The following is a 20,297-nucleotide window of genomic DNA, read 5'->3' as shown; positions in this document are numbered from 1 at the left end:
TTGACTGCAATGACCTTCTCCGACGCCATCCGCACTTGTTTCTCGAAGTTCTTTACTTTCTCGGGTCGTGCCTCGCGGACCGAGTATTGGTTCTTTTTCCTGTTCATCGTGATCTGGAGCATTCTCGCCGGGATCATTGATGCGCAGTTCTTCACTCAGGTCTCGGTGACTGAGGGGGACGGCGTGAAATCCGTCACCGCCACATCCCGTCAACCGGTGCAAAGCATCGTCAGCCTGATTGTGTTCTTCCCGCATCTGGCCGTCGCGTGGCGGCGGATGCACGATTCCGGGCGCAGTGGGCTTTACGCTCTGTTGCCGATCCTGCTGATCCTCGGGGCCTTCGCGGTTCTGATTTTCGGCATCGGCCTTGCCTCAAGTTTCCAGCATGGCGGTAATCTGGACATTCTGTTCACACGTGCCACTCTGCTGATCGTCATTCCGACACTGCTTGTTTTATTTGTGTCGCCCCTCCTGGTTCTGTGGTGGCTGACCCGCCCGTCTCAACCAGGCACCAACCAATACGGTCCCAACCCATATGAGGTAGCCCAATGACCGAACATACGCCCAATTCCGCGTTCCATGCCTCAAGCTTTATGCAAGGCCACAATGCCGAGTATCTGGAGCAGCTCTATGCCCAATACACCAAGAACCCCGGGGCGGTGGATGCCGCTTGGGCCGAGTTCTTTAAGGCAATGGGTGACGCTTCTCCGGATGTTCAGCGCGAGGCCGAGGGGCCATCCTGGGCGCGGACCGACTGGCCGCCGATGCCTGCGGATGATCTGACTGGGGCGCTGACCGGTGAGTGGGCCGAGATCGATGCCAAGGCTGCGGGCAAGAAGATCAAGGAAAAAGCGGCAGACAAGGGCGTAGAGGTCAGCGATGACCAGATCAAGCGCGCCGTGCTGGACAGCTTGCGAGCGCTGATGCTGATCCGGGCCTACCGGATCCGGGGCCATCTGGCCGCCGATCTGGACCCGCTGGGGATGCGCGCGGCCAGCACACATCCGGAACTCGATCCGAAGACCTATGGCTTTACCGAAGCCGACATGGACCGGCCGATCTTTATCGACAATGTTTTGGGCCTGCAGATGGCTTCGATGCGGCAGATCGTCGAGATCGTGAAGCGGACCTACTGCGGCACCTTCGCGCTGCAATACATGCATATCTCAGACCCGGAACAAGCCGCGTGGCTGAAGGAGCGGATCGAAGGTTACGGCAAGGAAATCGCCTTTACCAAGGAAGGCCGTAAGGCGATCCTGAACAAGATGGTCGAGGCCGAGGGTTTCGAGAAATTCCTGCATGTCAAATACATGGGCACCAAACGGTTCGGTTTGGATGGTGGCGAAAGCCTGATCCCGGCAATGGAGCAGATTATTAAACGCGGTGGCGCACTGGGCGTCAGCGACATTGTCATCGGCATGCCGCACAGAGGCCGTTTGAACATCCTGGCCAACGTGATGGGCAAACCCTACCGCGCGATTTTCAATGAGTTCCAGGGCGGCAGCTTTAAGCCTGAAGATGTGGATGGCTCTGGCGATGTGAAATATCATCTCGGTGCCTCCAGCGACCGTGAGTTTGACGGCAACAGCGTCCACCTGTCGCTTACTGCCAACCCCTCGCACCTTGAAGCGGTGAACCCGGTGGTTCTGGGCAAGGTCCGCGCCAAACAGGATCAGTTGAACGACACCGACCGCACCAAGGTTATGGGCATCCTGCTGCACGGTGACGCGGCCTTTGCTGGTCAGGGTGTGGTCGCCGAAGGGTTTGGTCTGTCCGGCCTCAAGGGCCACAAAACCGGCGGCACTATGCATATCGTCGTGAACAACCAGATCGGCTTTACCACTGCGCCGCACTTCTCGCGCTCCAGCCCATATCCGACAGATATCGCGCTGATGGTTGAAGCGCCAATATTCCACGTGAACGGCGACGACCCCGAGGCGGTTGTTCACGCCGCCAAAGTCGCGACAGAGTTCCGCCAGAAGTTCCACAAGGACGTGGTCATCGATATCTTCTGCTACCGCCGGTTTGGTCACAACGAGGGCGATGAGCCCATGTTCACCAACCCGATCATGTACAAGAAGATCAAGACGCATAAGACCACTCTGTCGCTCTATACCGAGCGTCTGGTCAAAGACGGCCTGATCCCCGAAGGCGAGATCGAGGATATGAAGGCCGCCTTCCAGGCCCATCTGAATAATGAGTTCGAGGCCGGCAAAGACTACAAACCCAATAAGGCCGACTGGCTGGATGGGCGCTGGTCGCATCTGGACAAGAACAAAGAGGACTACGTGCGCGGCGAAACCGCCATCGCCCCGGCGACTCTGGCCGAGATCGGCAACGCGCTCACCCACGCCCCTGCGGATATTGCGGTACACAAAACCGTTGCGCGTCTGCTGGATCACAAGAAACAGATGTTCGACAGCGGCAAAGGCTTTGACTGGGCCACAGGTGAAGCGCTGGCCTTTGGCTCGTTGCTGACCGAGGGCTTTCCAGTTCGACTGTCCGGTCAGGACGCGACGCGCGGTACGTTCAGCCAACGTCACTCGGGCTTTGTCCATCAGGATACGGAAGAGCGGTTTTATCCGCTGAACAACATCCGCGCGGGACAGTCGCATTACGAAGTGATCGACTCGATGCTGTCCGAATATGCGGTTCTGGGTTTTGAGTACGGCTACTCGCTGGCCGAACCCAACGCTCTGGTCCTTTGGGAGGCGCAGTTTGGCGACTTCGCCAACGGTGCGCAGATCATGTTCGATCAGTTCATCAGCTCGGGTGAAAGCAAATGGCTGCGGATGTCCGGTCTTGTGACGCTGCTGCCGCACGGGTTCGAAGGTCAAGGCCCCGAACACAGCTCGGCGCGGTTGGAGCGGTTCCTGCAGATGTGCGGTCAGGACAACTGGATCGTGGCGAACTGCACGACACCGGCGAACTACTTCCACATCCTGCGCCGCCAACTGCACCGTACCTTCCGTAAACCGCTGATCCTGGTGACCCCGAAATCGTTGCTGCGTCACAAGCTGGCAGTCAGCACGGCCGAGGATTTCACCACCGGCTCCAGCTTCCACCGGGTGCTGTGGGACGATGCGCAGCAGGGCAACTCAGACACCAAGCTGGCCGCGGACGACAAGATCAAGCGCGTGGTTCTGTGTTCCGGCAAGGTCTATTACGACCTGCTGGAGGAACGCGACGCCCGTGGTATCGACGACGTCTACCTGATGCGGATCGAGCAGTATTACCCGTTCCCGGCGCACTCGTTGATCAACGAGCTTGAGCGCTTCAAAGGGGCTGAGATCGTCTGGTGCCAGGAAGAGCCTAAAAACCAAGGTGCCTGGACCTTCATCGAGCCAAATATCGAATGGGTGCTGACCCGTATCGGCGCCAAACATACACGGCCGCTCTATGTCGGCCGCGCAACCTCGGCCTCGCCTGCGACGGGTCTGGCCAGCCAACACAAAGCTCAACAAGAAGCGCTCGTGAACGAAGCGCTGAGCCTCGAAGGAAAGTAAACGATGACCATTGAAGTTCGTGTTCCCACGTTAGGCGAGTCTGTTACCGAAGCCACGGTTGCGACCTGGTTCAAGAAACCCGGTGATGCCGTGGCCGTGGATGAGATGCTCTGTGAGCTTGAAACCGATAAGGTGACGGTCGAAGTGCCCGCCCCCGCCGCTGGCGTCATGGGCGAGATTGTTGCCGTCGAAGGAGAGACCGTGGGCGTCGACGCCCTGCTGGCGACCATCGCCGCAGGCGAAGGCGCAGCCCCTGCTCCGGCAGCAGCAGCGCCCGCCCCAGCGGCCGCTCCGGCAGCGTCGGGTGGCAGTGTTGATGTGATGGTGCCCACGCTGGGTGAATCGGTCACCGAAGCCACCGTCTCGACCTGGTTCAAACAGGTTGGTGACGCGGTCGCGCAGGACGAGATGCTGTGTGAGCTGGAGACCGACAAGGTCTCGGTCGAGGTTCCCGCCCCTGCCGCTGGTGTTCTGGCGGAAATCACAGCGCCCGAAGGCACAACCGTGGACGCCTCGGCCAAACTGGCCGTGATCTCGGGCTCCGGCGCGGCGGCAGCCCCTGCACCCGCCCCTGCCGCCACGGCAGCCCCAGCAGCAACAGCAACCGGCAAGGATGTCGCCAACGCTCCGTCGGCAGAGAAAGCCATGGCCGAGGCCGGTCTGTCCGCAGCTCAAGTCTCTGGCACCGGACGTGATGGTCGCATCATGAAGGAAGACGTGGCCCGCGCCGTGGCAACGGCTGCTGCACCCGCGCCTGCTGCCGCTCCGGCTCCAGCCCCTGCGCCGCGTGCGCCTGTGGCTGCCGATGACGCCGCGCGCGAAGAGCGGGTCAAGATGACACGCCTGCGCCAGACCATCGCCAAGCGTCTGAAAGACAGCCAGAACACCGCCGCCATGCTGACCACCTATAACGAGGTGGACATGACCGAGGTGATGGCCCTGCGCAGCCAGTACAAAGACCAGTTCGAGAAGAAGCACGGCGTGCGTCTAGGCTTTATGTCATTCTTCACCAAGGCCTGCTGCCACGCGCTGAAAGAAGTGCCCGAGGTGAATGCCGAGATCGACGGCACCGACATCGTCTACAAGAACTTCGTCCATATGGGTGTCGCCGCCGGTACACCTACAGGTCTGGTGGTTCCGGTCATCCGCGATGCGGACTCGATGTCTTTTGCAGCGATCGAAAAGGCCATCGCCGAGAAAGGCAAACGCGCCCGTGACGGCAAGCTGAGCATGGCCGAGATGCAAGGCGGCACCTTCACCATCTCCAATGGTGGTGTCTATGGCTCGCTGATGTCCTCGCCAATCCTGAACCCCCCGCAATCGGGTATTCTGGGCATGCACAAGATCCAGGACCGCCCGATGGCGATCAACGGTCAGGTTGTGATCCGTCCGATGATGTATCTGGCGCTGTCCTATGACCACCGGATCGTTGACGGCAAAGGCGCGGTGACCTTCCTTGTCCGCGTGAAAGAGGCGCTAGAAGACCCGCGCCGCCTGCTGATGGATCTGTAATCATGGCAACGCATGTTCTGTGGCAAGCCGATGTGGCAGACTTTGATGCCTGGCTGAAGGTGTTTCGCGAAGACATCGCGATGCGCCAGGCCGCTGGTATCCACGACCTACATGTCTGGCGTGACCCCGATCAAAAGGATCACGCCATCGCCATGTTCGAAGTGGATGACATACAAAAAGCCCGCGCTTTCTTCGACTCGGAAGAGCTGGCCATGCATCTCGAACGCGGTGGGGTCGCCCATATCCAGGTGAAACTTCTGGACCCGGTCTTACCGTAAAAACTCTGCTGTGTGCGGGACCACCCCGCACACAGTCCCGCAAATACACGTGAAGCGCGCCTGCTATTGATGTCAGAGAATGCTAACCGACAAACGGACTCTGGTTGAAAAAGGATACTCGTCATGTCTTCCGAACTTTCCATTCTTGCTCTGTACGGCCTTCTGATCGTCGTAGTGGTTTTGCTGAATGTGCTGACAGCCATGTCGCAGGTCGGGTTGATGACATTGGGTGGCGCACGAGATGATATGCCCGCCCTGACCGGCGTTGCGGGCCGGGTCGAGCGGGCTCTGACCAATTCGGTCGTCGCCATGGCCCTGTTTGCCCCTGCCGTTCTGATCCTGTCCGCCAAGGACGCCTTCACCTCCGGATCGCTGCTAGCCGCGCAGATTTTTCTGATTGCGCGTGTCGTTTTCGTTCCGGTCTACGCCTTCGCAATCCCGGTTCCCTTCCTGCGCACTATCGTGTGGATGGCTGGGTTTCTTGCGACGATCTACCTTTACCTGCTAGCCCTATAGCTTAGTACGCCGCGCCAGGATGCGGCCAAGACACACCAAGGAGTGCCCTCAATGTCCAGCTATGACGTCATCGTAATTGGAGCCGGTCCCGGCGGCTATGTCTGTGCCATCCGCTGCGCCCAGCTGGGTCTGAAAACCGCCGTTGTCGAAGGGCGTGAGACGCTGGGCGGCACCTGCCTGAACGTGGGCTGCATCCCGTCGAAGGCGCTGTTGCATGCCTCTCATCAGCTGCACGAGGCAGAGCATAACTTTGCCAAGATGGGCCTGAAGGGCAAATCTCCGTCCGTCGACTGGAAACAGATGCAGGCCTACAAGGACGAGGTGATCGAGGGCAACACCAAGGGCATCGAGTTCCTCTTCAAGAAGAACAAGATCGACTGGCTGAAAGGCTGGGGGTCAATCCCGGCTGCCGGCAAGGTCAAAGTGGGTGATGAGGTTCACGACACCAAGAACATCATCATCGCATCAGGCTCCGAGCCTTCGGCCCTGCCGGGTGTCGAGGTTGACGAGAAGGTCGTCGTGACCTCAACCGGGGCGCTGTCGCTGGGCAAGATCCCGAAGAAGATGGTAGTGATTGGTGCCGGTGTGATCGGTCTGGAACTGGGCTCGGTTTACAGCCGTCTGGGCGCTGAAGTGACGGTGATCGAATTCCTCAAGGAAATCACCCCCGGCATGGACCCCGAGGTGCAGAAGACCTTCCAGCGGATCCTCAAGAAGCAGGGTCTGAACTTCGTGATGGGTGCGGCGGTGCAAAAGACCGAAGCGTCAAAAACCAAAGCGAAAGTCACCTACAAGCTGCTCAAGGATGACAGTGAACATGTAATTGAAGCCGATACCGTTCTGGTCGCCACCGGACGCAAGCCATACTCGGACGGGCTGGGGCTGGATGCGCTGGGTGTCGAGATGACGCCGCGCGGTCAGATCAAGGTCGGCTCGGACTGGCAGACCAACGTGCCGGGCATCTACGCGATCGGCGACGTCACCGAAGGCCCGATGCTGGCCCACAAGGCCGAAGACGAAGGCATGGCCGCCGCCGAGCAGGTGGCCGGCAAGCACGGCCACGTGAACTACGGCGTCATCCCCGGCGTGATCTACACCTGGCCCGAAGTTGCCAATGTGGGTGAAACCGAGGCGACTCTGAAAGAACACGGCCGCGCCTACAAGGTCGGCAAGTTCATGTTCATGGGCAATGGCCGGGCCAAGGCCAACTTTGCCTCTGACGGATTCGTCAAGATTCTGGCCGACAAGGAAACCGACCGGATTCTGGGTGCCCATATCATCGGCCCCGCTGCGGGCGACCTGATCCACGAGGTTTGCGTCGCGATGGAGTTCGGCGCCTCAGCCGAAGATCTCGCCCTGACCTGCCACGCCCACCCGACTTATTCGGAAGCCGTGCGTGAGGCCGCTCTGGCCTGTGGTGACGGCCCAATTCATAGCTAAAGCTTTCTGACCCCGGCAGCGATCAGCCTGTCGGGGTCAACCAGGCATCCAGATAAGTTTCCAGCCTGTCGGTGAACGTTGTTGCCGAATGCAACGCGCAGAACCTGAGAGACATGGCCTGAATTGCAAAGGCCTGCACGCCTTCGGCCAAAAGTTCGGACGGCACATCCTTGCGCATCTCGACGGCGTCCAACCACATCATCACCACCCGGAAATACCGCTCAAAGCAATAGGCGATCGGCCCAACATCCGCGATGGCGGTTGCGCCGGAATACCGGATCAGCAGATCAAATACATACCGTTCGGACATCATGAAGCTGTGGACCGGTTCCAAGGCAGCGATAAGCTGTTTGACGGTTTTGGGCGATTGCCCCGCTTCGGCCTGATCCAGACACGCATTCAATCTGTCCGCGATCAGGATTTCTATTAACGCGTCCTTGTCGCGAAAATGCGCAAAGAAGGTGCCCTTGGCGACACCGGCCGTTTGCACCACCTCTTCCACCCGAAGGCCCTCATACCCACTTTTCTGAATTAACTCTTGCGACACCGCCACCAGGCGGGCGCGGGTTTTCAACGTGCGTTTCTGAACTGTCTTTTGCATGAGGTCAGATTGCATGTTTTTTGACCGTGGTCAAATTTTATATTGACCGCGGTCATTTTTGTCTCCTATAAACTGACCACGGTCATTTTTAGGAGACATCCCATGCATGCCAAGAAAATCCTGATTCTCGACGGACACCCTGCCGAAAGCAGCCTGTCCCGTACTTTTGCGAAAACCTACGGCGACGCTGCGCGCCAGAACGGTCATGACGTCCGCCTGATTCATCTGAGCGACCTTCAGTTCGATCTCGATTTTGGGCAGGGCAACTATCACGAGTTCAAACCTCTTGAGCCCGAGCTTGAGAAGCTGTTGCAAGATTTCGAATGGAGCGACCATCTCGTTATGACCGCGCCTATGTGGTGGGGTGGCCTGCCCGCAAAGCTTAAAGGCCTGATCGATCGCATGTTCATCCCGGGACGAACCTTCGATACCCGAAACACCACCAAGCTGGGCTTTCCGGCCCCGATGCTGACCGGCCGCACCGCACGCGTCATCCTGACCTCGGACACACCTGGCTGGTTCATGCGCCTGATCTACCGTCAAGCACTGATCCGGCAAGTCCGCGATCAGATACTCGGCTTCGTCGGCTTCAAGCCAACACGGTTTACATATTTCGCAGGGGCCAGTGAGCCAAAGCCGGGAAGCGTCGATCGCTGGATATCAAAGGTCGCCAGAATTGGCGCAGAGGCTATCTAGGTGCCGTGCCTACCACATCGTCTTTGCGGCGCGCGCACCCCATTCGGAGTCGTATTGCGCGCCGCCTTCCTCACCGGATGAGGCTTCTGCAAGGATCTCGCCAACCGTGGGCAATCCTTCGCTTTGATCGCCGCTGCTCCATGTACCCGCCCGCATCAAGGCCCGGGCGCATTGGGTGTAGATTTCGGCAATCTGGATGACGATCACTGTGGCCGGTTTCTTGCCTTGCTTTTCAAACCGCGCCGTTAACCCTTCATCCGCGGATACACGCGCCGTCCCGTTCAAGCGGACCACATTGCTGGAGCCAGGTACGATGAACAGCAGCGAAACCCTCGGGTCTCGAACAATGTTGCGCAAGGAATCCAGGCGATTGTTCCCCCGCCAATCCGGCATTGTCAGCGTGTTGGGATCAAGCTCTAAAACAACGGGCCCATCATCCCCGCGCGGGCTGCCATCGACGCCTTCGGGGCCAACGGTGCTGAGGACACATAGGCGCGATGCCATGATCCATTGCCGGTAAAGCGGCGTCAGGCTGCGCGCGACCTTGCGCAACGACGGAGCAGCGGGCGTGCCATAGAGCGCCTCCAGGCTCGCAGTGTCTTCAATGAACTCCATCCGGATCAAACCCCACTTCTTTCATCAAAGCGTCTGAGCGTGTCTCGATCACATCTTCCAAACGACTCAGAAACGCGTCCCGTTCGACGCCCGGTTCAATCGGGTCGAGGAAATCGACAATCGCCAACCCCGGTTTGCGCAAGATACCGCTGCGCGGCCAGAATACGCCGGCATTGGTCGCAACCGGCACGCAGGGAAAGCCCAGCCCGCTGTACAGGATCGCCGTACCGACCTTATAGGGCTTGGACACACCGGGGGCGACGCGGGTGCCCTGAGGGTAGATCACCAGTTGGCCGGGTTCGGCGAACTCCTTGGCGACGTCTTTGACCATCTTGGCCACTGCCGCACCCTTCTTGCCGCGATTGACCGGGATGCAGCCCAAACGACGCGCATACATTCCGATGACCGGGGTCCAGAGAAGCTCTCGTTTCATGATGAATTTGCCATGCGGGATGGCGTCAAAGATCATGATGATATCAAGGAAAGACTGGTGCTTGGCCCCGATGACAACCTCGCCGGTGGGTACCGTGCCACGCACCTCGCACTTTATGCCAACCATCCATCGCGCCAACCACATCGTGCTGCGCGCGTAAGTTTTGCATGCGCGCAAAGCGCCCTGTTTCGTGAAGATCGCATATGGCAGATAGACGATTCCAAGGATCAACATCCAAACGTAGATCACAATCATGAAGATCAGGGAACGGATCCATTGAAAGCCCTGTGACATCAGGAAAGCTCCTTCAACTTGCGGCGGGCGGCGGTCCAGGTGGCGAAGAAGGCGACCACAGCGCCCAGAACTGGGATCAGCAAGGGCAACACCCAGCCAAGCCCCTGAAACCCTACTCCGGTCAGAAATCCGCCTTCGTCCGAGGGGTCGGGCAAGAGCAGAACGCCTGTCATCCCCAACATCGTTCCGACAAATGCGCCAAAGAAGGCGCGGTAGGTAAAGCGGCGGACAAATGCGCCTGCGATGAACCGATCCCGCGCGCCCACCTGCCGCAGCACTGCAATGATACTGGCATTCGCGGCAAGCGAGGCATTTGCCGCCAGCGTGATCATCGCCGCAGTTGCACCACCGATCAGCAGGATCGATACCCAGCCCAGCCGTCGCAGGGACATCGCTGCATCCACCAAGGGTTCACGCCAACGGGTGTGGTCATCCAGAACCGCTCCGGGTACTTCGGCGCCCAATCGCAGGCGAAGACCCGCCGTGTCCAGACCCGGCTCACCTTCAACAATTTCAATTAGTTGCGGGATAGGTAGCGTTTCAATCGGCAAGTCCGGCCCGAACCATGGTGACAGCAGCGCGGCCTGTTCCTCGGCCGTCAGCGCGCGGGCCGAGGCGACGCCGGGTGTCTGGCCAAGAACGGTCAGGGCGGTTTCCGTCTGCGCCGCCATCTGCTCGGCCGGGGCGTTGATACGCAAGGTGGCAGCCCCCGCCAGCTCCGAGGCCCAACGATCTGCGATCCGACCAGAGGCGAGCGAAAGCGCCAGGGCAAACACCGCTAGAAACGCCATTGCGCCCGAGACAAACAGGGTCAGATGCGCGGTATACCCGGTCGGAGGGACAACGCGATCCGCGCGTGTATCCCGGCGCAGCAGGTTCCGGATGTCACCGTTGCTCATAGGTCCGCTCCGGCCAGATGCAGTTTGCGCTGCGAGATGCGCAACACGCGGGCTTGAACTTGGCTTTTGGCCGCGCGGATCAAGCTGAGATCGTGGGTAGCGATCAGGACGGTCTTGCCCATGCGGTTCAGCTCGATCAGCAGGCGCAGTAGCCGTTGCGACATCTCCCAATCGACGTTGCCGGTCGGCTCATCCGCCAGCACAACGTCTGGCGACAGGATCACGGCTCGGGCCAAAGCCGCGCGCTGACGTTCACCACCCGACAGTTCGGGCGGATGGGCGTCAAGCCGGGCCCCTAGCCCAACCCAGGACAAAAGCTCGGTCAGGTTGTCCTGCTCTTCTGACTCGGCCCGTCCCGACACCATCAGAGGCAGGGCCACGTTTTCAGCCAGCGTCATATGATCCAGAAACTGGCAATCCTGATGCACAACACCGACCCGACGCCGCAACAGGGCCATCTGATCCCGGTCCAGACGCGCGATATCTTCGTCAAACACGCTCAACCGACCCGAGGTCGGCAACAACGCGCCATAGCACAGCTTCAGCAACGTGGTTTTACCCGCGCCCGAAGGTCCGGTCAGGAAATGGAACGAGCCGGGCTGCAATTTGACCGAGACATCGCTCAGCAATGCACCGTCGCCATAGGTATAGCTGACATTTTCCAGCTCGATCACAGGTGTCCCCAGTTCTTTTGCCGATCTTCATGCCCGAGCTTGCCTGCGGTTTCAATGCCTGCACCGAGTCCAATTGGCGACACTTGCCCCATGAAACCGAAAACGCCCTTTGCTGTTGGGTCTTAACGGAATATCATCCCTGAAAAAACTACTATCGGGCCGAACGTCAGGCCGGGGAGGCAGTATGAGACTTACATGTCCGAATTGCGGCGCTCAGTACGAAGTGCCGGACGAGGTTATCCCCGAAGAGGGGCGCGATGTGCAGTGCTCCGCCTGTGACCAGACGTGGTTTCAGTCCAAGCAACCCGAAGACGCAGCACCCATTACTGAGGCGCCTGATGCCACCGCCGAGCCGGAAGCTAAACCAGAGCCCACACCTGAACCCGACACAAAAGTCGAGGTCGTTGAAGAGACTCCGTCCGATACCGGCAAGACCGGCAATGTTGACCCCGTTGTTGCCAGCATTCTGAAGGAGGAGGCTGCGCGTGAGGCGGAACTGCGCTCTCAAGAAGGCAGCAGCCTTGAGACGCAACCGGATCTGGCGCTGGAGGACTCTGTCGAACCCGAGTTTCAGATCAGGCGCCCGACTGCGACCGAGACCGCCGAGGATGCGGGCCAGAAGGATGAGCTTCCTGACGTTGAGACCATCAATTCAGGCATGATGAGCGATGAGGGCGACGACACGCCCCCGGTCAAACAATCCCGTGGCTTCGTGCGCGGCTTTGCCGTGATGCTGGTCATCGGCGTGATCCTCTATCTGATCTACAGCAATGCGCAACAGATAAGCGAGGCCGTACCGCAAGCCGATCCCGTGCTGGACTCCTACGTCTCTTTGATTGATCAGGCCCGTATCTGGCTTGAGACGCAGGCCGGGGCAGGCGCGCCGCAGGAATAAAGCTTTTCGGGTTTTACCTTAGCCATCAAGTGACACGAATGTCCCGACAACGCTGAAAGCGTGGCAGGGTATTCGTGTCTCAGGTTTAAGCCGAAACGATATAGCGGCTCAGAACCGTTCCAACAGACGCTTGAGGTATTCCAGCTCGATCTCGGGCCGGTCGGTTTCGCCGGTCCGACGGCGGATTTCGTCCAGCAACTCACGCGCGCGGCGATAGACGTCTTCGCCCTGCAGCAGGTTGTCATCGGTTGAAATCGACCCGGCCGCACCAGGATTGCGGCCCAGCGGGTCGCGGCTGTTGGCTTGCGCCTCACCTTCCTCGGTGCCTTGTCCGGATTGGTTCTGCTGGTTCTGCGCCATGGCCTCACCCAAGGATCGCATCCCTTCGCGCAGGGCCTCCATCGCCTCGGACTGACGGTCGATCGCTTCGGCCAGATCATTGCCGCGCAGCGCCTCTTCGGCCTCTTCCATGGCACCTTCCGCGCGGCCCAAAGCATCGCGCGCCGCGTCGCCTTCGGGGGTGCCTGCACCGGGCAAGCCCTGTTGCTGTCGGTTCAGTTCCTGCCGCAGGGCCTGCTGCCGATCCGCCAGAGACCCCTCACCCGATTGGCCTTCGCCCGCCTGATCCGAACCCTGACCCTGGCCGCCCTGACCCTCGTGGCTTTCACCACGGCCCTGACCGCCATTGCGGCCTTCATTACCCTGATTTTCTCCGGCCTGAGCGCCGGGGTTGAACTGTTCCTGCAAATCGCGGAACGCCTGATCGCTTAGGCCTTGCTGTTCGCGCAGAGTCTCGGCCAAGCCTTCCATGGCCTGTTGCCCCTCGGATTGACCACCCTGCCCCTGGCCTTGGGTGACACGCATGTTCTCCATCATCTGCTGGAACTCTTCCAGCGCCTGCTGCGCCTCAGCCATGCGGCCCTGTTCCATCAATTCCTGAATGCGATCCATCATGGCCTGCAGATCGTCCTGCGTCATCTGCATGCTTTCGCCATTCTGACCGGACTGGCGCTCATCACTATCGCCGTTTTCCTGCGCAAGGCGCTGCAACTGGTTCAGGTAGTCCTGCGTGGCCTCACGCAGTTCCTGCATCAGCTCGGCGATTTCCTCATCGCTGGCCCCGTTCTGCATCGCCTCAGTGAGACGCTCCTGCGCCCGGCGCATCCGCTCCAGCGCATCTGCCAGAGTGCCCTCTTCGATCAAAACCGCCAGATCCCAAAGGGCCTGCGCGATCTCGGCCTGTTGTTTATCCTTCAAACCGTAGTCGTTGAAGGTTTCCAACCGCCGCAGGGTGACCCGCAGCCGCAGATAGGCGGTGTCGGAGCGAAACAGTTCCTCGGGCCGGTGCGAGATCGCCCGCAGCACCTGAGCCACGCGCGGTGCATTGGTCCGCGACCAGAGCAGATCGCGGCGCTGTTCGATCACCGCAGCCGCCAGGGGATCAAAGAACCGGCGCGCGGGGAGATCGGTCAAATATGGCTCGGACGTGCTTTCCTGATCCGAGGCGTCGCGCGCCATTAACGTGATACGAACCGGCAGATGCGCCCATGGGTGCTGCGAGAAATCCTCGATCAAATCTTCGGTGAAATCCGCGCGATCTCCGGTGATCGGCATCGGCAATTCAACCTCGATCACCTCGCGTGGTTCCGGGTCCGCCGTCAGACCATAGCGACGATCAACCGAGGCCATGTCCAATTCGATCACCGCCGAGCCAGAGACGACCCCGTAGTCATCCGAGGCCGCAAAGGGCAGCTTCATCTGACCACCTGCCTCGGCCTCGGCCTTGTCGGCAACCGCAATGCTGGGCGGGGTGTCGGGGATGACATCCACCATCCAATCCCGCCCGGCAGGGCCGTCAATACGCATCTGGCCTGAGCGGGAGACGGTGAAATCCTGCTCTGTTTCGGTCGCGGCCTCGGCACCTAGGGGAGAGCTCGTTTCGGTCAGGCTATGCGCACCGACCTCGCCATAAAAACGCAGAGTAACGCGACTGCCTTGCGGGATCGACAGCGTGGGGCCGGTCTGATCGGCCAGATAGAGCGTCGGTAGCCCGGTATAGCGTGGTGGTTCGACCCAGCCTTCCCATGTAGGCCCTTGCCCTGCTACCGCCGTGCCGGGGGCCATCTCGGCCACCGAGCCAATCCGCCAGAACGAACCGAACAGGGCCGCGACCACCAGCGCCAGCAAAGCTGCGTAGCGCAGGGCATAAGGATCGCGCGACGCCAGTCGGAGGTCGGGTTTGGCAACGCGCGCTTGCGCCGCGCGGTCCGCCATCCGCGCCTTGTGCGCCTGCCAGAGGGCAACCGAATCCGTATCCCCCGCACCAATCGCCTGATCATCCATCAATGCCTGAATCGGACGCCCGGGCAGGGTCTCATCCAATCGGGCCAGCGCTTCGGCTCGTGATGGCAGGTGGAATTGCCGAATCCCCCAGATCGCGCTGACCAGCAGCGCAATGGCTACGACGACAGCTGCGCCCCACACGATCTCAACCCGCACAAGATCATGCAGACCCAGCATCAACGCGGCCAAAACAGCCATCAAAACCGAGAAAAACGGCCAAAACGCGCGCAAAACCTGCTCGGCCAGCAATCCGGCATGTGTCATCCACACGGACAGACGGGGAATGGGCAGGTTTTGTTTGTCGCTCAAAGCGGGCCTCCAGAGTTGGCCCGCGCGCCTACCGCGTCAAAGCCACTCAGGTATGGTATCGCGGTTTATGATTTCGTCAAAGCTTGGGCGTTCACGAATTACGGCAAATTGATCCCCATTCACCAAAACCTCGGGGATCAGGGGGCGCGTGTTGTATTCGCTGGCCATCACCGCGCCATAGGCCCCGGCGCTGCGGAAGGCGATTAGATCACCCGGCGCAAGCGGCGGCATGTTGCGCTGTTTGGCAAAAGTATCACCGGATTCGCAGACGGGCCCCACGATGTCATAGGGCTGTTGTTCGACCCCCGCTGCGGGTTCCTGTACCGCAACGATATCGTGATGCGCCTCATACATGGCCGGGCGGATCAGATCGTTCATCGCGCCGTCAAGGATGAGGAAATCACGCCCTTCGCCGGATTTCACATAGATCACCTTGCTGACCATCAAACCAGCGTTACCCGCAATCAGGCGACCGGGTTCGATTTCGATCTCGCAGCCCAGATGGCCCAAAGTCTTCTTGATCAGCGCACCATATTCCAACGGCAAAGGCGGCGCATCGTTTGAGCGGGTGTAGGGAATGCCAAGCCCACCACCCAGATCGAGGCGGCGGATATTGTGACCCTCTGCGCGCAACTGCTCGGTCAGTTCGGCGACCTTGGTATAGGCCAGCTCAAACGGCTCCAGCTCGGTCAGTTGCGAGCCGATATGGACGTCGATGCCGATGACCTCCAGCCCCGGCAGAGATGCCGCGTGGGCATAGACCTCGGACGCGCGCGAGATCGGGATGCCAAACTTGTTCTCGGACTTGCCGGTTGCGATTTTGGCATGAGTCTTGGCGTCCACATCCGGGTTCACCCGAACGGTGATCGGCGCAACCACACCCAGCTCCGTCGCTACCGCGTTGATCACTTCCATCTCGGGCTCGGATTCGACGTTGAACTGGCGGAGACCACCGGTCAGCGCTGTGTGAATCTCATCCGCCGTCTTGCCAACGCCCGAAAAGACGATTTTGTCGCCCGGCACACCGGCGGCCTTAGCGCGCAGGTATTCCCCGCCCGAGACCACGTCCATTCCAGCACCCGCCTGCGCCAGCGTTTTCAGGATCGCCTGATTGCTGGCCGCTTTCATCGCATAACAGACAAGGTGATCGGTGCCCTCAAGCGCGTCATCGAACAGCTTGAAATGCCGCAACAGGGTCGCAGTCGAATAGACATAGAACGGGGTTCCGACCGCGGCTGCGATTTCGGAGATCGGGACATCCTCGGCGAAAAGCGCGCCGTCGCGGTAGAGAAAGTGATCCATAAAAGCGCGATTAGACCAAAACCGCCCTATGGATCAATGGATTCGCGCTAAAACGATACGCCGCAGGGCGATCAGAAATCGTTCGACACCCCGACACGCGCATAGCCGGACACTGAGACTCCGGTTGAGCTGGGCTCTTTTTGCGGCGCCGGCCGTTGGCTGGAGGTTGGCTCGCAGGCCGCAAGTGCGACGAGCGCCAGAAAAAATCCGAAAATTCGCATGAGGTTAGTCTCTGAGTGCTGGAATTAAGGACCGCGCTTTGGCGTGCCAGACCCTACTTGGGTGTTTTACCCAGAATTACAACGGGATCAGCGACTAAACGCCCAGATAGAGGCCGAAGCCTCCGCGGCGGAAGCCGATGCCTCCGCCCACATGCGTTCCGCTTGAGCCGACGCCAACACCCACGCTTGCCGTTGGCTGAACCGGCTCACCATCCGCGCCACATCCGGCCAGCGCAAACCCAGCCGCCACAATCACCGCTATGCGTAGAACTGTCATCACACCAGCGCCTTCCATCGCTCAACCTGCGCCCGCACCTGATCGGGGGCGGTGCCACCATAGGACTGACGTGAGTTTACAGAGTTTTCGACAGTAAGAACAGAATAGACGTCATCGGTGATATCCGCATGGACCGACTGCATGTTTTCCAAGGTCAGATCAGGCAGGTCACAGCCCTTGTTTTCAGCCATCGCCACCAGCGAACCAGTGACATGGTGGGCATCGCGGAACGGCAGGCCCAGAACCCGCACCAGCCAATCGGCCAGATCGGTCGCGGTCGAGAAACCTGACCCCGCAGCGGCAGCAAGGCTGTCGCGGTTGGCGGTCATGTCCTTAACCATGCCTTCCATCGCGGCCAGAGCCAGCATCCAGTTGTCGGCGGCGTCAAAGACCTGCTCTTTGTCTTCCTGCATGTCCTTGGAATAGGCCAGCGGCAGGCCTTTCATCACCATCATCAGCGCGGTGTTTGCGCCGTAGATGCGGCCGACTTTTGCGCGGATCAGCTCCGCTGCGTCGGGGTTTTTCTTCTGCGGCATGATCGAAGACCCGGTCGAGAAGCGATCCGACAGCGTCACAAACCGGAACTGAGCCGAGGACCAGATCACCAGCTCTTCGGCAAAGCGCGACAGGTGGACGGCGCAGATCGAGGCAGTGGACAGGAACTCCAACGCGAAGTCGCGGTCGCTGACGGCATCCAGCGAGTTCGCGGCGGGGCGGTCAAAGCCCAGCGCTTCGGCGGTCATGTGCCGGTCGATGGGGAAGGATGTCCCGGCCAGCGCGGCGGCACCAAGGGGGGATTCGTTCATCCGGGCGCGCGCATCGCGGACACGGCTGAGATCGCGGCCAAACATCTCGACATAAGCCATCATGTGGTGGCCCCATGTCACCGGCTGTGCGGTTTGCAGGTGGGTAAAGCCCGGCATGACCCAATCCGCCCCCGCCTCGGCCTGCGCCAAAAGCGCGCGGATGAGGGCCAGTAGGCCGGTTTCTGCCGCGTCCAACTGGTCACGTACCCAAAGTTTGAAATCGGTTGCCACCTGATCGTTGCGCGACCGGCCCGTGTGCAGACGGCCTGCGGGCTCTCCGATCACCTCCTTCAGGCGCGCTTCGACGTTCATGTGGATGTCTTCCAGCGCGGTCGAGAACTGAAATTCTCCGTTCTGGATTTCTGACAAGACTGTGAGCAGCCCTTCCCGAATGGCCTGCGCGTCACTATCACTAATAACGCCTGTCGCCGCCAGCATAGCGGCATGGGCGCGCGAGCCTGCGATGTCCTGGGCTGCCATCCGCTGATCGAACCCGATCGAGGCATTGATTGCCTCCATGATCGCGTCTGGACCGGCGGCAAAGCGGCCGCCCCACATCTGGTTCGAGGATTGATCGGTCATGTAAGAAAACCCGGAGTTGATATGCGCCTATTTCGTCTGATCCCCCTTTATATGGCCCTTGCGCTGGGTGCAAATGCCGCTTTGGCCACCGATGCCGAAACGCTGGGCCCCTTGCGTGAAGACAGCCTGAAACGACTGATCCTGCATAAAGAACCCAAGCCGGTGACGCCGGTTGACTTCCAACTGGAAGATGATGGCGGCACGGCCTCACTTGCGGACTACAAAGGCAAATACGTCCTGCTGAACTTCTGGGCCACCTGGTGCGCGCCCTGCCGCAAGGAAATGCCCCAGATCGCCGAGCTACAGGACGAGTTCGGGGGAGACAAGTTCGAGGTTCTGACTCTGGCGACCGGGCGCAACTCGCCTGCCGGGATCAAGAAATTCTTCGAAGAAAATGGCATCGACAACCTGCCCCGCCATCAGGATCCCTCGCAAGCTGTGGCGCGTGAGATGGGTGTCATCGGTCTGCCAATCACGGTCATCATCGACCCGGAGGGCCATGAAATCGCCCGCCTGATCGGCGATGCCGAATGGAACTCGGACAGCGCGAAGGCGATCATTTCGACTCTGGTCGAGGCCAACAGCTAAGCTGACGCAACGCCACCTTTGACAGCCCATCCTCTGATCCGCACTCTGTGCGCAGGAGGATGGAATGCCACTGGAAATTCTGTTGGTGCTTGTGGTCGGCGGGATCGCCGGGGTCACTCTGTTGCTGCATCTGACCGGCAGATCGCAACGGTACGTTCTGTCTCCTGAAACCGCGCGCGATCAATGGGTCCGGCATTTCCCGGAAGACACCGTCATTGACGTCACGGTTGCCCATGATCGCCATGCAGCGCTGGTACGGACGGAAAAAGGGCCGGGTCTCATCTGGTCCTTTGGCGCGGATACTGTGGCGCAGCATCTGCTGGACTATGATTTGCTGGATCGCACCGACGGGTTCGAGATTCTGTTCCACGATTTCGGCACCCCCAAAGCCATCATCCATCTGGATGAGTTTGAGCGCCCCCACTGGCGCAACCTGATGGAGCCCGCATGACCGACCAGATCACCTTTCCCGATGCCGTCCAATGGGCCGTCCCGTTCTTCATCGCCGCCATTTTGGCCGAGTTCGTCTGGATCGCTGTCAAAGGCCGCGGCGGGAGGTATGAGACGCGCGATGCCGTGACCTCTCTGATCATGGGGGCAGGCAATATTGCGTCGGGGCTCCTTCTGGGGTTCATCGCCTATGGGTTCTTCATGTGGCTGTGGCGGATCACGCCGCTCGATCTGGGCACGTCGATCCCGATCATCATCCTGTGCTTTGTGCTGGATGACCTGCGGTATTACTGGGTGCATCGGTTCGGCCACCGTATCCGCTGGGTCTGGGCCAGCCATGTAAACCACCACAGCTCGCAGCACTACAACCTAACCACGGCGCTGCGGCAGACATGGACCTATACGTTTACCTTCATGATGGTGGTACGCGCACCGCTGATCCTGCTGGGCTTTCACCCGGCGATGGTGCTGTTCGTGGGCGGCATCAACCTGATCTACCAGTTCTGGATTCACACAGAAGCCATCGGCAAAATGCCCCGCTGGTTCGAAGCGGTCATGAACACCCCCAGCCATCACCGGGCGCATCACGGACGCAACGCGCGCTATCTGGATTGCAACTATGCTGGCGTTTTCATCATCTGGGACAAGATGTTCGGCACTTTTGTCCCCGAACAAGAGAACGACCGGGTCGACTACGGGCTGGTTCACAACATCGCCACCTTCAACCCGCTGCGCGTCGCCTTTCACGAATGGGTCTGCATCTGGCGCGATGCGACCCAACCGGGGCTGACGCTGAAGCAACGCCTCGCCTATTGTTTTGCCCCGCCCGGCTATAGCCACGATGGAAGCCGGGATAGCTCAGAGCAGATCAAGGCAAAGCATCTGGCCCGCCATCCTGAAGATCTCGGAACGCCCGGATTCGAGCAAACCCGCGAAAACCTGCCTAATTCCGCAGCAAAACAGGCCTGATCCCGGCGTTACACCACGTCGCTTTGGTTGAAATCCGGCCTGAACGGTCCATATGGAGTGTCACGCGTGACGTAACCAGTGACCGGAGGCC

Annotated in this window: 20 protein-coding genes; 11 read left to right on the top strand and 9 right to left on the bottom strand. The window is 60.0% G+C overall.

Features of this window, described 5'->3' with window-relative positions; translation table 11 throughout:
• The first annotated feature begins 9 nt into the window (after nt 1-9).
• From ACR0KL_RS12585 to lpdA, 6 genes are all read left to right on the top strand, one after another.
• The gene (locus ACR0KL_RS12585; protein WP_170553562.1) at nt 10-552 is read left to right on the top strand and encodes a DUF805 domain-containing protein; all 543 of its coding nucleotides are present in this window, start codon (nt 10-12) and stop codon (nt 550-552) included.
• Nucleotides 549-3,506: a 2-oxoglutarate dehydrogenase E1 component gene (locus ACR0KL_RS12580; protein WP_170678741.1), complete on the top strand. Its 2,958-nt coding sequence runs from the start codon at nt 549-551 to the stop codon at nt 3,504-3,506. The genes ACR0KL_RS12585 and ACR0KL_RS12580 overlap by 4 nt, the downstream gene beginning before the upstream one ends.
• Before the next feature lie 3 nt (nt 3,507-3,509).
• Nucleotides 3,510-5,018, top strand: a complete 1,509-nt coding sequence (gene odhB / locus ACR0KL_RS12575) for a 2-oxoglutarate dehydrogenase complex dihydrolipoyllysine-residue succinyltransferase (RefSeq protein WP_480777101.1) — start codon at nt 3,510-3,512, stop codon at nt 5,016-5,018.
• A 2-nt stretch (nt 5,019-5,020) separates the two neighbouring features.
• Nucleotides 5,021-5,296 carry a hypothetical protein gene (locus tag ACR0KL_RS12570; RefSeq protein WP_170469015.1) on the top strand — a complete coding sequence of 92 codons (276 nt, stop codon included), beginning with the start codon at nt 5,021-5,023 and terminating at the stop codon, nt 5,294-5,296.
• A 123-nt stretch (nt 5,297-5,419) separates the two neighbouring features.
• Nucleotides 5,420-5,812: an MAPEG family protein gene (locus ACR0KL_RS12565; protein ID WP_170469016.1), complete on the top strand. Its 393-nt coding sequence runs from the start codon at nt 5,420-5,422 to the stop codon at nt 5,810-5,812.
• A gap of 51 nt (nt 5,813-5,863) precedes the next feature.
• A complete protein-coding gene (gene lpdA / locus ACR0KL_RS12560) occupies nt 5,864-7,252 on the top strand; it encodes a dihydrolipoyl dehydrogenase (protein ID WP_170642771.1) in 1,389 nt (462 codons plus the stop codon).
• Between the two features lie 22 nt (nt 7,253-7,274).
• Here lpdA and ACR0KL_RS12555 read toward each other — a convergent pair whose 3' ends face one another.
• Nucleotides 7,275-7,868: a TetR/AcrR family transcriptional regulator gene (locus tag ACR0KL_RS12555; protein ID WP_480777100.1), complete on the bottom strand. Its 594-nt coding sequence runs from the start codon at nt 7,866-7,868 to the stop codon at nt 7,275-7,277.
• Nucleotides 7,869-7,955: 87 nt separating this feature from the next.
• Between ACR0KL_RS12555 and ACR0KL_RS12550 the strand changes: the two genes are divergently transcribed.
• Nucleotides 7,956-8,549, top strand: a complete 594-nt coding sequence (locus ACR0KL_RS12550) for an NAD(P)H-dependent oxidoreductase (RefSeq protein WP_480527382.1) — start codon at nt 7,956-7,958, stop codon at nt 8,547-8,549.
• 9 nt (nt 8,550-8,558) lie between these two features.
• Here the strand turns inward: ACR0KL_RS12550 and ACR0KL_RS12545 are convergent, their stop codons facing one another.
• Genes ACR0KL_RS12545 through ACR0KL_RS12530 form a run of 4 tightly spaced genes read right to left on the bottom strand, consistent with a single transcriptional unit; the run spans nt 8,559 to nt 11,464 of the window.
• Complete coding sequence (locus ACR0KL_RS12545; RefSeq protein ID WP_170678731.1) at nt 8,559-9,164, bottom strand: pyridoxamine 5'-phosphate oxidase family protein; 606 nt, start codon at nt 9,162-9,164, stop codon at nt 8,559-8,561.
• Nucleotides 9,151-9,891 (bottom strand): lysophospholipid acyltransferase family protein, encoded by a 741-nt coding sequence (locus ACR0KL_RS12540; protein ID WP_170678728.1) that lies wholly within the window; start codon nt 9,889-9,891, stop codon nt 9,151-9,153. The genes ACR0KL_RS12545 and ACR0KL_RS12540 overlap by 14 nt, the downstream gene beginning before the upstream one ends.
• A complete protein-coding gene (locus ACR0KL_RS12535; RefSeq protein WP_170661201.1) occupies nt 9,891-10,790 on the bottom strand; it encodes a cell division protein FtsX in 900 nt (299 codons plus the stop codon). The genes ACR0KL_RS12540 and ACR0KL_RS12535 overlap by 1 nt, the downstream gene beginning before the upstream one ends.
• A complete protein-coding gene (locus ACR0KL_RS12530; protein WP_170490977.1) occupies nt 10,787-11,464 on the bottom strand; it encodes an ATP-binding cassette domain-containing protein in 678 nt (225 codons plus the stop codon). Before ACR0KL_RS12530 ends, ACR0KL_RS12535 begins: the two co-directional genes overlap by 4 nt.
• Before the next feature lie 184 nt (nt 11,465-11,648).
• Here ACR0KL_RS12530 and ACR0KL_RS12525 point away from each other — a divergent pair, with 184 nt between their 5' ends.
• Entirely contained in the window at nt 11,649-12,359 is a 711-nt protein-coding gene (locus tag ACR0KL_RS12525) for a zinc-ribbon domain-containing protein (protein ID WP_170678727.1), read from the top strand.
• A 108-nt stretch (nt 12,360-12,467) separates the two neighbouring features.
• Here ACR0KL_RS12525 and ACR0KL_RS12520 read toward each other — a convergent pair whose 3' ends face one another.
• The 4 genes from ACR0KL_RS12520 to argH all read right to left on the bottom strand — a co-directional run bounded on the left by ACR0KL_RS12520 (nt 12,468) and on the right by argH (nt 18,199).
• Entirely contained in the window at nt 12,468-15,011 is a 2,544-nt protein-coding gene (locus ACR0KL_RS12520; RefSeq protein ID WP_480555111.1) for a TIGR02302 family protein, read from the bottom strand.
• 36 nt (nt 15,012-15,047) lie between these two features.
• Nucleotides 15,048-16,313 (bottom strand): diaminopimelate decarboxylase, encoded by a 1,266-nt coding sequence (lysA, locus tag ACR0KL_RS12515; protein ID WP_170678725.1) that lies wholly within the window; start codon nt 16,311-16,313, stop codon nt 15,048-15,050.
• Nucleotides 16,314-16,628: 315 nt separating this feature from the next.
• A complete protein-coding gene (locus ACR0KL_RS12510; RefSeq protein ID WP_170469036.1) occupies nt 16,629-16,811 on the bottom strand; it encodes an argininosuccinate lyase in 183 nt (60 codons plus the stop codon).
• The gene (gene argH, locus ACR0KL_RS12505) at nt 16,811-18,199 is read right to left on the bottom strand and encodes an argininosuccinate lyase (RefSeq protein WP_480777099.1); all 1,389 of its coding nucleotides are present in this window, start codon (nt 18,197-18,199) and stop codon (nt 16,811-16,813) included. Before argH ends, ACR0KL_RS12510 begins: the two co-directional genes overlap by 1 nt.
• A gap of 21 nt (nt 18,200-18,220) precedes the next feature.
• Here argH and ACR0KL_RS12500 point away from each other — a divergent pair, with 21 nt between their 5' ends.
• From ACR0KL_RS12500 to ACR0KL_RS12490, 3 genes are all read left to right on the top strand, one after another.
• Nucleotides 18,221-18,787: a TlpA disulfide reductase family protein gene (locus ACR0KL_RS12500; RefSeq protein ID WP_480777098.1), complete on the top strand. Its 567-nt coding sequence runs from the start codon at nt 18,221-18,223 to the stop codon at nt 18,785-18,787.
• A 64-nt stretch (nt 18,788-18,851) separates the two neighbouring features.
• Nucleotides 18,852-19,238: a hypothetical protein gene (locus tag ACR0KL_RS12495; RefSeq protein ID WP_480777097.1), complete on the top strand. Its 387-nt coding sequence runs from the start codon at nt 18,852-18,854 to the stop codon at nt 19,236-19,238.
• Nucleotides 19,235-20,206, top strand: a complete 972-nt coding sequence (locus ACR0KL_RS12490; protein ID WP_170678715.1) for a sterol desaturase family protein — start codon at nt 19,235-19,237, stop codon at nt 20,204-20,206. Before ACR0KL_RS12495 ends, ACR0KL_RS12490 begins: the two co-directional genes overlap by 4 nt.
• Nucleotides 20,207-20,297 lie beyond the last annotated feature (91 nt).

It is taken from the genome of Ruegeria sp. C8, assembly GCF_056537565.1.
This window is presented reverse-complemented; position numbering and strand designations above follow the sequence as displayed.

What these genes read in the sequence shown, in the direction of transcription:
- ACR0KL_RS12585 (WP_170553562.1), top strand. Translation starts at nt 10, where the DNA reads ATGACCTTCTCCGACGCCATCCGCACTTGTTTCTCGAAGTTCTTTACT.
- ACR0KL_RS12580 (WP_170678741.1), top strand. Translation starts at nt 549, where the DNA reads ATGACCGAACATACGCCCAATTCCGCGTTCCATGCCTCAAGCTTTATG.
- odhB (WP_480777101.1), top strand. Translation starts at nt 3,510, where the DNA reads ATGACCATTGAAGTTCGTGTTCCCACGTTAGGCGAGTCTGTTACCGAA.
- ACR0KL_RS12570 (WP_170469015.1), top strand. Translation starts at nt 5,021, where the DNA reads ATGGCAACGCATGTTCTGTGGCAAGCCGATGTGGCAGACTTTGATGCC.
- ACR0KL_RS12565 (WP_170469016.1), top strand. Translation starts at nt 5,420, where the DNA reads ATGTCTTCCGAACTTTCCATTCTTGCTCTGTACGGCCTTCTGATCGTC.
- lpdA (WP_170642771.1), top strand. Translation starts at nt 5,864, where the DNA reads ATGTCCAGCTATGACGTCATCGTAATTGGAGCCGGTCCCGGCGGCTAT.
- ACR0KL_RS12555 (WP_480777100.1), bottom strand. Translation starts at nt 7,868, where the DNA reads ATGCAATCTGACCTCATGCAAAAGACAGTTCAGAAACGCACGTTGAAA.
- ACR0KL_RS12550 (WP_480527382.1), top strand. Translation starts at nt 7,956, where the DNA reads ATGCATGCCAAGAAAATCCTGATTCTCGACGGACACCCTGCCGAAAGC.
- ACR0KL_RS12545 (WP_170678731.1), bottom strand. Translation starts at nt 9,164, where the DNA reads ATGGAGTTCATTGAAGACACTGCGAGCCTGGAGGCGCTCTATGGCACG.
- ACR0KL_RS12540 (WP_170678728.1), bottom strand. Translation starts at nt 9,891, where the DNA reads ATGTCACAGGGCTTTCAATGGATCCGTTCCCTGATCTTCATGATTGTG.
- ACR0KL_RS12535 (WP_170661201.1), bottom strand. Translation starts at nt 10,790, where the DNA reads ATGAGCAACGGTGACATCCGGAACCTGCTGCGCCGGGATACACGCGCG.
- ACR0KL_RS12525 (WP_170678727.1), top strand. Translation starts at nt 11,649, where the DNA reads ATGAGACTTACATGTCCGAATTGCGGCGCTCAGTACGAAGTGCCGGAC.
- lysA (WP_170678725.1), bottom strand. Translation starts at nt 16,313, where the DNA reads ATGGATCACTTTCTCTACCGCGACGGCGCGCTTTTCGCCGAGGATGTC.
- ACR0KL_RS12510 (WP_170469036.1), bottom strand. Translation starts at nt 16,811, where the DNA reads ATGACAGTTCTACGCATAGCGGTGATTGTGGCGGCTGGGTTTGCGCTG.
- argH (WP_480777099.1), bottom strand. Translation starts at nt 18,199, where the DNA reads ATGACCGATCAATCCTCGAACCAGATGTGGGGCGGCCGCTTTGCCGCC.
- ACR0KL_RS12500 (WP_480777098.1), top strand. Translation starts at nt 18,221, where the DNA reads ATGCGCCTATTTCGTCTGATCCCCCTTTATATGGCCCTTGCGCTGGGT.
- ACR0KL_RS12495 (WP_480777097.1), top strand. Translation starts at nt 18,852, where the DNA reads ATGCCACTGGAAATTCTGTTGGTGCTTGTGGTCGGCGGGATCGCCGGG.
- ACR0KL_RS12490 (WP_170678715.1), top strand. Translation starts at nt 19,235, where the DNA reads ATGACCGACCAGATCACCTTTCCCGATGCCGTCCAATGGGCCGTCCCG.